Source organism: Gibbsiella quercinecans, from assembly GCF_002291425.1.
GTDB classification, from domain to species: Bacteria; Pseudomonadota; Gammaproteobacteria; order Enterobacterales; family Enterobacteriaceae; genus Gibbsiella; species Gibbsiella quercinecans.
Window position 1 is genome coordinate 5093718 of sequence record NZ_CP014136.1, and the last position, 12765, is coordinate 5106482.

The following is a 12765-nucleotide window of genomic DNA, read 5'->3' on the forward strand; positions in this document are numbered from 1 at the left end:
TACTCCCTATGTTGCCGGGGTGTTTGCCTGGTTATTTGGCCCATCCCTGGGCCGCGCCCGGCGGTAGGTTAGTGGTACTGCTGTTCACCCCAGGCCAGTAAGGTTTCAATCAACGGCTTGAGCAGGCCTTGCAACTGCGCGGCGCGCGGTGCGTCATAGGCGAAGGGGGGCTGTTCGTGCATATAGTTCACCTGCGCCAGTTCCAACTGCACGGCATGCTGATTTTCGGCGGGTTGGCCATAGGCGCGGGTAATGTAGCCGCCTTTAAAACGCCCGTTCAGCACATGGGTGTATTGCTGTTGCTGCTGGCAGCAGGCCAGCAGGCGATCGCTCAGCGTGCCGGCACAGCTCGCGCCGCTGTTGGTGCCCAGGTTGAGATCCGGCAACGTGCCGTCAAACAGGCGGGGAATGACGGAGGCGATGGAATGCGCGTCAAAAAGCAGCGCATAGCCGTGTTTAGCCTTCAACCGTGCCAGCTCATCCTGTAGCTGCTGGTGGTAGGGCCGCCAGATGTGTTGCAGGTAGCCAGCGCGTTCTTCCGCCGACGGCGCTTGCCCGGCGGCGAAGCTTGGCCGCCCATCGAACAGCACGTCGGGATACAGGCCGGTGGTGGCAGTGGTGTAGAGCGGTTTGTCGTCGGCGGGGCGGTTGAGATCGATAACAAAGCGTGAATAGTTGCCAACCAGGATGCTGGCGCCCATGGCGGCGGCAAAATCATACAGCCGCGGAATATGCCAGTCGGTATCCGGCAGCGGGCGGGCGTCATCGGTCAGGGTGGCGTCTACCGCCGGGGTGAGCCGGGTGCCGGCGTGCGGTATGCTGATCAGCAACGGCAGGCTACCGGCCTGGAAATCAAAAGGATCATGGATGCTCATTGCGTACTTCTCCTCGGAAAATCACCGTACAGGGCAGTTGCCCGCCCAGCCAATAGGCCAGTTCAGCCGGCGTTGATAATGGCCAATGAATAAAATCCGCCACCTTGCCGGTTTCCAGCGAGCCGTGGCTTTGCTGCAGCCCCAACGCTTTGGCTGCGTGCAGCGTAACCCCCGCCAGCGCTTCTTCCGGCGTCAGGTGGAATAGCGTGCAGGCCATATTGATCATCAAGCGCAGCGACAACGCTGGCGAAGTGCCGGGGTTGGCATCGCTGGCGATCGCCATCGTCACCCCGTGCTGGCGGAACAGTTCGACCGGCGGGCGTTGCGTTTCACGCAGCAGGTAATAGGCGCCCGGCAGCAACACGGCCACGGTACCGGCAGCGGCCATGGCGGCGGCGTCCTGGGCCGTGGCATATTCCAAGTGATCGGCGGAAAGCGCATGGTGTTTGGCAGCCAGCGCGCTGCCACCGAGCGATGAAAGCTGTTCGGCGTGCAGTTTTACCGGCAAACCGGCCCGCTCGGCGGCGGCAAAGACGGCTTCCACCTGCGCCGGGGAAAACGCCAAATGTTCACAGAAAGCATCCACGGCGTCGGCCAGGCCCGCCTCGGCCGCCTGCGGGATAATGGTGTTGCAGACCAGGCTAATATAATCGTCGGGCCGGCCGGCATATTCCGGCGGCAGGGCGTGTGCGGCCAGGCAGGTGGTTTTGACTTCAACCGGCAGAAGTTCGCCCAGTTTGCGCGCCACGCGCAGCATTTTCAGCTCACTTTCTGGCGTCAGGCCATAGCCGGACTTAATCTCCACGCAGGTAACGCCTTCGGCCAGCAACGGCCGCAGGCGAAACAGCGCCTGCTCCAGCAGTGTTTCTTCGCTCGTGGCGCGGGTGGCCTGCACCGTGGCGGCAATGCCGCCGCCCTGTGCGGCAATCTCGGCATAGCTCACGCCGTTGAGCCGTTGCTCATACTCGCTGCTACGGTTACCGCCAAACACCAGATGGGTATGGCAGTCAATAAAGCCCGGCGTAATGATGCCGCCGTTGAAGGCCACCGTATTATCCGCCGTGAACGCCGGCAATGCCGCATGCTCCCCCAACCAGACGATCTTTCCGCTGCGCACCGCTATCGCGCCATTTTTGATGGTGTGATAACGGCCGTCTCGCAGGGTAACAATATCCGCCCCGTACCACAGGCTGTCGCAGTGAGTCTCAGCGGTCATGTGCTTTCCTACTCCCATATTGTTGTATATACAATTAAACACAAGCTAGCGCATTGCCGGCAAGGCGGCAACCATAACGCGTGAAATTTATGCAATAACCAGGGTAGGGGAAGCAGGGGGGAACGTTCACCCCCCGTAGGGATTACCGTTCGTTGGTGAAACGGCCAAACAGCTGGTAACGGCTGCCTGGGTACAGCAGCCTGGCCGATGTGACCACCGTTTTCCCCGACCAGGTGCGGCGGTGGATCAGCAGGCAAGGCTCATGCTCCGCCAACTGCAGCAGTTCGCGCTCATGCCGGGTGGGCACCACGGCTTCGACGATATGCTCGCCGGCGGTGAGCGGCGCAGCCTGCATCAGATAGGTATAGGGCGTAACGCGGTCAAAATCCTGGATCATGTAATCCGGCGCAGCCACCGGATTGACGCAGCGGTTTTCCACCTGCACCGGCATGTCGTTTTCGTAATGCACTATCTGGGAATAAAACACCTGCTGCCCAGGCTGAATGTCCAGCGCTGCGGCTTCTTCTTCACTGGCGGGGCGGGCGATAAATTCGACGATGTGGCTGCGGTGGCGGTGACCACGGGCGGCGATTTCATCGGCAATGTTATGCACTTCCAGCAGCGCCGTGTGCGCCTTGGCTTCGGCGACAAAGGTGCCGACGCCCTGCATACGGATCAGGAACCCTTCGCTGGTCAGTTCCCGCAGCGCCCGGTTGATGGTCATGCGGCTAACGCCAAGCTCCGCCACCAGTTCGCTTTCCGAGGGAACGCGTTGATGCGGTTGCCAATGGCCCGAACGAATTTGGTTCACGATGGCCTGCTTCACCCGTTGATAAATCGGGGCAGGGGTATCGCTCATTGCAGCAGCCAGTTGTAGCAGGGTTTGTTGATCCACCACGGGCGTTAACCTCATCAAATAAAAAAAGCATAACACCAGTTTACTGTTGATGCTGGTGTATGTATATGTATATACAACCAAGGGCGGTTTTGTCAGCACTTATTTTGGGCCGGCCGCCACTTTTTAACGTTGGGGAACCGCTATGCCTGCATATTTTGCTCCGCGCGCTTTGCTTGCCGATGGCTGGGCGCATGATGTCCGCTTGAACGTCGACAATGTCGGCTACCTGAGCCACGTGGAAGTGGGCGCCGCTCCGGAAGGTTGCACCCGCCTGGCGGGCGATGTGGTGCCGGGAATGGCCAATCTGCACTCCCACGCGTTCCAGCGTGCGATGGCCGGGCTGGCGGAAGTGGCGGGCAACCCGCAGGACAGCTTCTGGACCTGGCGTGATTTGATGTACCGCCTGGTGCAGCGCCTGGAACCGGAGCAAATAGCGGCCATCGCCGGCCAACTGTATATCGAAATGCTAAAGGGCGGCTATACCCAGGTGGCCGAGTTCCATTACCTGCACCATAGCCCGGGCGGCAAGCCTTACGCCGATGCTGGGGAAATGACTGGCCAACTAAGCCAGGCGGCGGCGCAGGCGGGGATCGGCCTGACGATGTTGCCGGTATTATACAGCTACGCCGGTTTCGGCGCCCAGCCGGCCCAGCCGGGGCAACTGCGATTTATTCAGGATACCGACAGTTACCTGGCCCAGCAACGCACCATCGCCCGCCAGTTGGCCGGGCAACCCCTGCAGAATCAGGGGCTGTGTTTCCACTCGCTGCGCGCGGTGACGCTGCAGCAAATGGAGCAGGTGCTGGCCGCGTGCGATAGCGCCTTGCCGGTGCATATCCACGTTGCCGAACAGCAAAAAGAGGTGAATGACTGCCTGGCCTGGTGCGGCCAGCGCCCGGTGGCCTGGCTGTATGACCATCTGCCGGTGGATGAACGCTGGTGCCTGGTGCACGCCACGCATCTCGATCGCGATGAACTGGTGCGCCTGGCGCAAAGCCGGGCCGTCGCCGGGCTGTGCCCTACCACTGAAGCCAACCTGGGGGATGGTATTTTTCCCGGCGATAGCTATCTGCACCACGGCGGCCACTGGGGCATCGGTTCCGACAGCCACGTCTCACTCAACGTGGTCGAGGAACTGCGCTGGTTTGAATACGGCCAGCGCCTGCGCGATCAGCGCCGCAACCGCCTGGTCACCGCCCGGCAGCCGGTGGTGGGCAACGTACTTTACCAGCAGGCGCTGCAAGGGGGCGCGCAGGCCTGCGGCGTGGCGATCGGTCAGTTGGCGGTCGGCTACCGGGCCGACTGGCTGGTGCTCGACGGCAATGATCCTTACCTGGCCGCCGCCGCGGATGAGGCAATCCTCAACCGTTGGCTGTTTGCCGGTGGCCGCGAGCAGATCCGCGACGTATTTGTCGCGGGCAAGCAAGTGATTAGCCAGGGGCGCCATGCGCTGGAACAACAAAGCGCCGCGGCCTTGCAGCAGGTGTTGAAAACGCTGCGTCAGGAGGTGTGATGAGCCTGCACCGTTTTTCCTTTGCCACGCTGCCGGTCAGCCGCTGGCGCAACGGCGGCGGTGAAACCCGCGAGATCGTCAGCCAACCGGCGGGGGCGGATTTCAACTGGCGCGCCAGCATTGCCACGATCGCGCAAAGCGGCCCCTTTTCGCTGTTCCCCGGTATTGATCGCTCAATCACGCTACTGGCGGGCGACGGCGTGCGCCTGTTCAGCGAAGGGCTGATCGATCACCCACTGGCCCACGTCGGCGAGCCGTTTGCCTTCCTCGGCGACGTAGCGCTGCATGCCACCTTGCTTGGCGGCGCCAGCCAGGATTTCAATATCATGGTGCGGCGCGGCCGATGGGCGGTTAACGTCCAACGCCTGGCCGGGCCGATTCAACTTCCGGCCGGCCATGACGGGGTGCTGTACGTGCTCTGTGGCCGCTGGCAGTGGGTGCAGCAGCAAACGGCGGTACTGGCCGCCGGCGAAGGCGGCTGGTGGCGGCAGGCGGCGGCGCCGGCCCGGTTTGTGCCGCAGGGGAGCGAACCGGCGCTTGCCCTGTGGGCCGATATTCACCCGTGCTAAAGGTATTTGCTTCCCTGGCCTGCGCCGGCGCCAGGTTGTTCTTCCGTATTCCGGTCAGTGTGCTTCATCGTGGTGCGTACTTTGCACCATCGCGATCCGTTCCGGCCACCGATGAGCCATGGCCGGCAAGTAATTCCAGCATTTGAGGCCGTTTGCGTTTTTGGCGCACATCTTGCTTGCTGTATAGATGCACTTGTATAGACAAGAATATACAGATGCATTTTCCCGCCCGTCCGGGTGGGTTTATCGGCACAGCACAACAGGAGCGCAGTATGAGCAAGACTTTTTCCGTAAGAACGGCAGTCAGGAAATTTTCAGCGCTGGGAGCGGCTATTGGGTTTTCCGGGTTGTTGGTGACTGCGGCGCAGGCTGCCAATACGCCAGTGGCCATCGGCATCTCCGGCTGGACTGGGTTTGCCCCGTTGACGTTGGCGGATAAGGCCGGGATCTTCAAGAAAAACGGCGTGGATGTGGATCTGAAAATGATCCCGCAAAAAGATCGCCACCTGGCGATTGCATCCGGCGCCGTGCAGTGTGCGGCGACCACGGTGGAAACCTACGTCGCCTGGAACGCCAACGGCGTGCCGCTGACCCAAATCGTGCAGTTGGATAAATCCTATGGCGCCGATGGCCTGGCGGTGCGTAACGGCATCAACAGCGTGGCGGAGCTGAAAGGCAAAACTATCGGCGTGGATGCCCCGGGCACCTCGTCTTATTTTGCACTGGCCTGGATCCTGGATAAAAACAACATGACGCTCAAAGACGTCAAGCTGGCCACGTTGTCGCCACAGGCGGCGGCCCAGGCGTTCAACGCCGGGCAGAACGACGCGGCGATGACCTATGAACCGTACCTGTCGACGGTGCGCCAGAACCCGGCGCAGGGCAAGATCCTGGTCACCACACTCGATTACCCGATGGTGATGGATACCCTCGGTTGTACGCCGGACTTCCTGAAAAAGAACCCGCAGGCGGCGAAAGCGATCGTCAAAAGCTACTTCGACGCGCTGGATATGATCAAGGCCGAGCCGGATAAATCGTATGAAATCATGGGCGCTGCGGTGAAATCGAGCGGCAAGCAGTTCGCCGAATCCGCCAGCTATCTGCGTTGGCAGGATCGCGAGCAGAACCGCAAGTTCTTTGCCGGCGAGTTGGCTGATTTCAGTAAAGAAGCGGCGGCGCTGCTGTTGGAAATGCGGGTGATCCGCAAGGTGCCGGATATCAACACGCTGTATGACGCCAGCTACGTGCAATGATTATGGGGAAGACTGATATGAATTCAACCGTCAGCCAGCAGGCCGTAGAACGTGAACCACAGGCGTTGCCGCCGGCCAAGCCGCACTGGCATAACCCGATGATGGTGCCGCTGCGGCCCGTCGCGACGCGGTTGCGCTGGTTCCTTGGCCTGGCGTTCTTCGTACTGTTCGTTGCGGTATGGGGGCTGACGACCTTCGCCGGCGTGGTGTCGCCCACCTTCCTGGCCGATCCGCTCACCATGGTGCACGAAGGCATCCTGCTGTTCACCGAATATAATTTTTCGTTGGATATCGGCATGACGGTGTTCCGCGTGCTAAGCGGTTTCCTGCTGGCGGCGGTGATCGCCGTGCCGTTGGGCATCCTGATGGGATCGTACAAGCTGATCGAAGCCTTTCTGGAGCCGTTTGTTTCTTTCTGCCGCTATCTGCCGGCTTCGGCGTTTATCCCACTGCTGATCCTGTGGGCCGGCATCGGCGAAATGCAGAAAATCCTGGTGATTTTCATCGGCTCGTTTTTCCAGATTGTGCTGATGGTGGCCGTGGTGGTGGGTTCCGCCCGCCGCGATCTGGTCGAAGCCGCCTATACGCTGGGCGCGTCTAACCGCAGCGTGGTGCGCCGGGTGCTGATCCCCGGCGCCGCGCCGGAGATTGCCGAACTGTTGCGCCTGGTGCTGGGCTGGGCCTGGACCTACGTTATTGTGGCGGAGCTTATCGGCTCTTCCAGCGGTATCGGCCATATGATTGTCGACAGCCAGGCGTTGCTCAATACCGGGCAGATTATCTTCGGCATTATCGTTATCGGCTGTATTGGCTTGCTGTCCGATCTGTTATTCAAGGCGGCTAACCAGCGCCTGTTTGTCTGGAGCTCACTGCGATGAACAGTAAACTCAATGTCAGGAACGTATCGCGCATCTTCGCCGGCCCGCACGGCGAGCAGACCCAGGCGCTATTGCCGATTAATTACCAGGTGCAGGAGAATGACTTCATCACCATTCTCGGCCCCTCTGGCTGCGGCAAATCCACCTTGCTGCGCATCATCGCCGGGCTGGACAGCCCAACCCAGGGCGAAGTGTGGCTGGACGGCCAGTTGGTCGAAGGGCCGGGCGCCGATCGCGGCATGGTGTTCCAAAGCTATACGCTGTTCCCCTGGCTGACCGTGGAGCAGAACATCCGCTTTGGCCTGCAGGAGCGCGGTGTGGGCCTGGCCCAGCAGAAAGAACGCAGCGACTACTTCATCAACAAAGTCGGGCTGCGCGGTTTTGAGCACCACTACCCGCGCCAACTGTCCGGCGGCATGCAGCAGCGCACGGCAATTGCCCGCGCGCTGGCCAACGATCCGAAAATTCTGTTAATGGACGAGCCGTTCGGCGCGCTGGACAACCAGACGCGGGTGATGATGCAGGAACTGTTGCTCAATATTTGGGAAGCGTCCCGCAAGACAGTGCTGTTCGTCACCCATGATATCGACGAAGCGATCTTCATGGCTAACAAGGTGGCTATCTTCAGTGCGCGGCCGGGGCGGATCAAAACCGAAGTGCCGGTCAACTTCCCACACCCGCGTGATTACACCCTGAAAACGTCGCCGGAGTTTATGGCCATCAAGGCGCGGGTCACGGAAGAGATCCGCAGCGAAACGCTGCAAAGCATGCATTAAGGCCCAACAGGCCAACGGGGTGGCGCCCGGCAGTGCGTTAACGCGTACGCAGGCGCCGCCAGCCGCATCAACAAGCCCGATTCGTCGGGATAGTTTTTACGTGTACTTGTATATACAGGAATAGACTATGTTGCCAACCAAACAAGAAGTAAGCGTGGTTGAACTACACCCAGGGCAGGTTGAGCTGGATACGTTGCGCGCCATCTATCGCGGCGGCGTCAAACTGGCATTGGCGGAAAGTGCCCGCGGCGCGGTCGAGCTGGCTGCGCAGGCGGTAACGCAGATCCTCGAGCAGGGCAAAGTGGTGTACGGCATTAACACCGGCTTTGGCAAACTGGCGCAAACGCGCATCCCGGCGCAGCGGTTATCAGAACTGCAGCGCAACCTGGTGCTCTCGCACAGCGTTGGCGTGGGCAACATGCTGCCGGACAACGTGGCGCGCCTGATCATGGCGACCAAAATCATCAGCCTGGCACGCGGCCACTCCGGCATTCGCATCGCCGTTATTGATGCGCTGCTGGCACTGTTCAACGCCGGCGTGATGCCGTGCATCCCGGAAAAAGGCTCGGTGGGCGCCTCGGGGGATTTGGCGCCGCTGGCCCACCTGGCGCAGATGCTGATCGGCGTGGGTGACGTCACCGTTGACGGCCAGCGTTGCAGCGCCGTCGAAGGGCTTGCCAGGGTCGGGCTGGAACCGTTTGAGCTGGGGCCGAAAGAGGGGCTGGCGCTGCTCAACGGCACCCAGGTGTCTACCTCGTTGGCGCTGCGCGGGCTGTTTGAAGCTGAACAGGTGTTCGCCGCCGGGCTGGTGGCCGGCGCACTGTCGCTGGAAGCGATCAAAGGCTCGGTTAAACCGTTTGATCCGCGTATTCACCAGGCGCGCGGCCAGGCCGGGCAGATCGCCGTGGCGCAGGCGGTCAGCGCATTGCTGGCCGACAGCAGCATCGTATGTTCGCACGTGGATTGCGGCCGGGTGCAGGATCCGTACTCCATCCGCTGTGTGCCGCAGGTGATGGGGGCGTGCCTGGACAATCTGCTGCACGCGGCCCGGGTGCTGCGCATTGAGGCGAACGCCGCGTCGGACAACCCGCTGGTGTTCACCGATAACGGCGATGTGATCTCCGGCGGTAACTTCCACGCCGAACCGGTGGCGTTCGCCGCCGACATTATCGCGCTGGCGGTAGCGGAAATCGGCGCCATTTCCGAGCGCCGGCTGGCGCTGCTGCTGGATACCGGGCTGTCCGGCCTGCCGCCGTTCCTGGTGAAGGAAGGCGGCATCAACTCCGGCTTTATGATTGCACAGGTCACCGCTGCGGCGTTGGCCTCCGAGAACAAATCGTTGGCGCACCCGGGCAGCGTCGACAGCCTGCCGACCTCCGCCAACCAGGAAGACCACGTCTCCATGGCGACCTATGCCGCCCGTCGGTTGGGGGATATGTGCTTCAACACCGCCGTGGTGGTGGGCGTTGAAGCGATGGCCGCCGCGCAGGGGATCGATTTCCACCGGCCATTACGCAGCTCCGCGTTGCTGGAACAGCAACTGGCGGCGATCCGCGAACAGGTGCCTTTCCTCGAACAGGATCGCCTGATGGCGCCGGACGTGGAAGCTATGCGCCATTGGGCCACCGCTGGGCATTGGCCGCAGGCCGTTAGCGCGATTCTGCCAAGCTACGGCGCGCTGTAATTTTCTTGTACCGCCGGCCGGGCGCTGGCGGTGAAGTCATTGACTCACTCGTTAAGGATTTACCATGAACGATACGATCAAAAATGCCGTGGCACGGGAAGTGCGTGCGCCGCAGGGCACCGAACTGCATTGCAAAAACTGGCTGATCGAAGCCGCCTACCGCATGATCCAGAACAACCTGGATCCCGACGTCGCCGAGCGCCCGCAGGATTTGGTGGTGTACGGCGGCATCGGTAAAGCGGCGCGTAACTGGCCGTGCTTTGAAGCGATCCTGGCCAGCCTGCGGGCGCTTAACCCGGACGAAACGCTGCTGGTGCAATCCGGCAAGCCGGTCGGCGTGTTCAAAACCCACAGCGATGCGCCGCGCGTGCTGATTGCCAACTCCAACCTGGTGCCACACTGGGCCAACTGGGCGCATTTTCATGAGCTGGATAAGGCCGGGCTAATGATGTATGGCCAGATGACCGCCGGCTCCTGGATCTATATCGGCGCGCAGGGCATCGTGCAGGGCACCTACGAAACCTTTGCTGAAGCGGGGCGCCAGCATTACGGCGGCGATCTGCGCGGCAAGTGGATCCTGACCGCCGGTTTGGGCGGCATGGGCGGCGCGCAGCCACTGGCCGGGGTGCTGGCCGGCGCCAGCGTGCTGGCGATCGAATGCCAGGAATCACGTATCGATTTCCGTCTGCGTACCCGTTACCTCGATCATAAATGCGACGATCTGGACGAAGCGCTGGCGCTGATTGAACAGGCCTGCGCCAAGGGCGAAGCCATTTCGGTGGGGCTGCTGGGCAATGCGGCGGAAATTCTGCCGTTGCTGGCGCAGCGCGCGGCCAACGGCGGCCCACGCCCGCACATCGTGACCGATCAAACCTCCGCCCACGATCCGCTCAATGGCTATCTGCCGGCCGGCTGGAGCGTCGAGCACTGGCAAGCGGCTCGCAACAGCGATCCGCAAAGCGTGGTGAGTGCGGCGCGCCAGTCGATGGCGGTGCACGTTAAGGCGATGCTGGCGTTCCATGAGATGGGCGTACCGACCGTGGACTACGGCAACAATATTCGCCAGGTCGCATTGGAGGAAGGGGTGAGCAACGCGTTTGATTTCCCTGGATTTGTGCCGGCCTATATTCGCCCGCTGTTCTGCGAAGGGAAAGGCCCGTTCCGCTGGGTGGCGCTGTCTGGCGATCCCGAGGATATCTACAAAACCGACGCCAAGCTGAAAGAACTGTTTCCAGATAACGTTCACCTGCATAACTGGCTGGATATGGCCCGGCAGCGTATTGCCTTCCAGGGGCTGCCTTCACGTATCTGCTGGCTGGGGCTGGGCGAACGCCATCTGGCGGGGCTGGCCTTCAACGAAATGGTGCGCACGGGCGAGCTGAAAGCGCCGATCGTCATCGGCCGCGATCACCTGGACTGTGGCTCGGTGGCATCCCCCAATCGTGAAACCGAAGCGATGCGCGACGGTTCCGATGCGGTGTCTGACTGGCCGTTGCTCAATGCCTTGTTGAGCACCGCGGGCGGGGCAACCTGGGTCAGCCTGCACCACGGCGGCGGAGTCGGCATGGGCTTCTCCCAGCATGCCGGGATGGTGATTGTCTGCGACGGCAGCGAAGATGCGGATAAACGCTTGGCCCGCGTGCTGTGGAACGATCCGGCCACCGGCGTCATGCGCCATGCGGACGCCGGTTACGACAGCGCCGTTGCCTGTGCCGAACAACATCAGCTGAATTTGCCGCTGCTTAACCTGTGAGGTGAGAATGGAGACGCTTTCAGCCACGGCGCAGGCGGTGCGCCGCCTGGCCCGCCAGCAGGCCAGCGCGCTCGGCGTTTATAACGCCGGGCTTTCCAGCGACGCCGTGCGTGAACGTTACGGTGTCACTGATATCGCGCGCTTGGCGAGCAATGAAAACCCGCTCGGCGCCAGCCCCCAGGTGCAACTGGCGTTACACGCGTCGAGCCGCGACAGCGGGGTGTATCCGGATCCCAACAGCCTGGCGCTGCGGGCGGAAATCGCCGGGCAAACCGGCGTGCCGTCTGCGCAGATCGTGGTGGGCAACGGTTCGGAAAACATCCTTGAGATGCTGTGCCTGGCCTTTATCAATCCGGGCGATCGGGTGGTGACGTTGCTGCCGTCATTCGGCCTGCATGAGATATACCCGCGCATGATGGGCGCTGAAGTCACTATGGTGCCGGTCAGCGGGGAGTTGGAGTTCGATCTGGCCGCCTGGCGCCAGGCGCTGCAGCAACCGGCCAAAATGGTGGTGTTCAGCAACCCGTCGAACCCGGTGGGCTGCATGCTGGGGCGCGACGTGTTCCTGCAACTGCTCGACGCGGTGCCGCAGGATTGCCTGTTGGTGATCGACGAAGCCTATTATGAGTACTGCGCACACGAGGCGGACTACCCGGATAGCCTGTCACTGTTGCCGCAGCAGCCCCGGCCGTGGATCGTGCTGCGCACCTGCTCGAAGGCCTATGGGCTGGCGGGGTTGCGCGTGGGCTACGGCATGGCCTGCGATGCCGAGCTGATCGGGTTGCTGGACCGGGTGCGCACGCCGTTCAATATCAACCGTTCGGCGCAAAGCGCGGCGCTGGCGGCACTGCGCGATCGCGATCATGTGGCCTACAGCGTGGCCTGGGTCAGCACCGCGCGCAGCGCCATGGCGGCCAAACTGCGCGACATGGGGCTAAAAGTGGCGCCCTCATACGCCAACTTCCTGTTTTTTGACTGCGGCCATCCCAGCACAGAAATCGCAGAAGCGCTGCTGGCGCACGGCATTATCGTCAAACCCTGGCGTGAGCCCGGTTATCAGCAGTTCCTGCGGGTCTCGATCGGCAGCGCGGAAGATAACCGGCGCTTTCTGGCGGCGCTGGCGCAGGTGCTGGCCGCCGCCCAGAGCCAGATCAAAATGGCGTAAGGTTAACGCAGTATGACCAGCCGGTTGTGATAGGCTGGTGGTGCCGGTGAACGTCGCGCATGCGGCGGTCGCCGAGGCGGGAAGGTACAGTATGATTATCGTTCGCGCGTGGGCGCCGCCAGGCCGGCGCCGCGCGCAGCACGCAAGCCTTATTGGCTTGCGGCCACAGGTTGGCTGGAGGGAAG

The 12765-nt window shown here is 61.9% G+C and carries 11 protein-coding genes; 8 read left to right on the forward strand and 3 right to left on the reverse strand.

Annotated features, from left to right (window positions below; translation table 11 throughout):
* Positions 1 to 68 precede the first annotated feature (68 nt).
* The 3 genes from hutG to hutC form a co-directional block, all read right to left on the reverse strand.
* Positions 69 to 875, reverse strand: a complete 807-nt coding sequence (gene hutG / locus ACN28Q_RS23155) for an N-formylglutamate deformylase (RefSeq protein ID WP_095848485.1) — start codon at positions 873 to 875, stop codon at positions 69 to 71.
* Positions 862 to 2091 carry an imidazolonepropionase gene (hutI, locus tag ACN28Q_RS23160; protein WP_095848486.1) on the reverse strand — a complete coding sequence of 410 codons (1230 nt, stop codon included), beginning with the start codon at positions 2089 to 2091 and terminating at the stop codon, positions 862 to 864. The genes hutG and hutI overlap by 14 nt, the downstream gene beginning before the upstream one ends.
* A 142-nt stretch (positions 2092 to 2233) precedes the next feature.
* Positions 2234 to 2950 (reverse strand): histidine utilization transcriptional repressor HutC, encoded by a 717-nt coding sequence (gene hutC / locus ACN28Q_RS23165; RefSeq protein WP_413541207.1) that lies wholly within the window; start codon positions 2948 to 2950, stop codon positions 2234 to 2236.
* A gap of 181 nt (positions 2951 to 3131) precedes the next feature.
* Here hutC and ACN28Q_RS23170 point away from each other — a divergent pair, with 181 nt between their 5' ends.
* The 8 genes from ACN28Q_RS23170 (at position 3132) to hisC (ending at position 12580) form a co-directional block, all read left to right on the forward strand.
* Entirely contained in the window at positions 3132 to 4502 is a 1371-nt protein-coding gene (locus ACN28Q_RS23170) for a formimidoylglutamate deiminase (RefSeq protein WP_095848487.1), read from the forward strand.
* A complete protein-coding gene (locus tag ACN28Q_RS23175) occupies positions 4502 to 5071 on the forward strand; it encodes a HutD/Ves family protein (RefSeq protein WP_095848488.1) in 570 nt (189 codons plus the stop codon). The genes ACN28Q_RS23170 and ACN28Q_RS23175 overlap by 1 nt, the downstream gene beginning before the upstream one ends.
* A gap of 272 nt (positions 5072 to 5343) precedes the next feature.
* Positions 5344 to 6324, forward strand: coding sequence for an ABC transporter substrate-binding protein (locus tag ACN28Q_RS23180; RefSeq protein ID WP_095848489.1), 981 nt, complete (start codon positions 5344 to 5346; stop codon positions 6322 to 6324).
* A 17-nt stretch (positions 6325 to 6341) separates the two neighbouring features.
* Positions 6342 to 7202, forward strand: coding sequence for an ABC transporter permease (locus tag ACN28Q_RS23185; RefSeq protein ID WP_095849172.1), 861 nt, complete (start codon positions 6342 to 6344; stop codon positions 7200 to 7202).
* Positions 7199 to 7978: an ABC transporter ATP-binding protein gene (locus tag ACN28Q_RS23190; protein WP_095848490.1), complete on the forward strand. Its 780-nt coding sequence runs from the start codon at positions 7199 to 7201 to the stop codon at positions 7976 to 7978. The genes ACN28Q_RS23185 and ACN28Q_RS23190 overlap by 4 nt, the downstream gene beginning before the upstream one ends.
* A 127-nt stretch (positions 7979 to 8105) precedes the next feature.
* Positions 8106 to 9662, forward strand: a complete 1557-nt coding sequence (gene hutH, locus ACN28Q_RS23195; protein WP_095848491.1) for a histidine ammonia-lyase — start codon at positions 8106 to 8108, stop codon at positions 9660 to 9662.
* A 64-nt stretch (positions 9663 to 9726) separates the two neighbouring features.
* Positions 9727 to 11415, forward strand: coding sequence for a urocanate hydratase (hutU, locus tag ACN28Q_RS23200; protein ID WP_095848492.1), 1689 nt, complete (start codon positions 9727 to 9729; stop codon positions 11413 to 11415).
* A gap of 7 nt (positions 11416 to 11422) precedes the next feature.
* Complete coding sequence (gene hisC / locus ACN28Q_RS23205; protein ID WP_095848493.1) at positions 11423 to 12580, forward strand: histidinol-phosphate transaminase; 1158 nt, start codon at positions 11423 to 11425, stop codon at positions 12578 to 12580.
* The last annotated feature ends 185 nt before the right edge of the window (positions 12581 to 12765 follow it).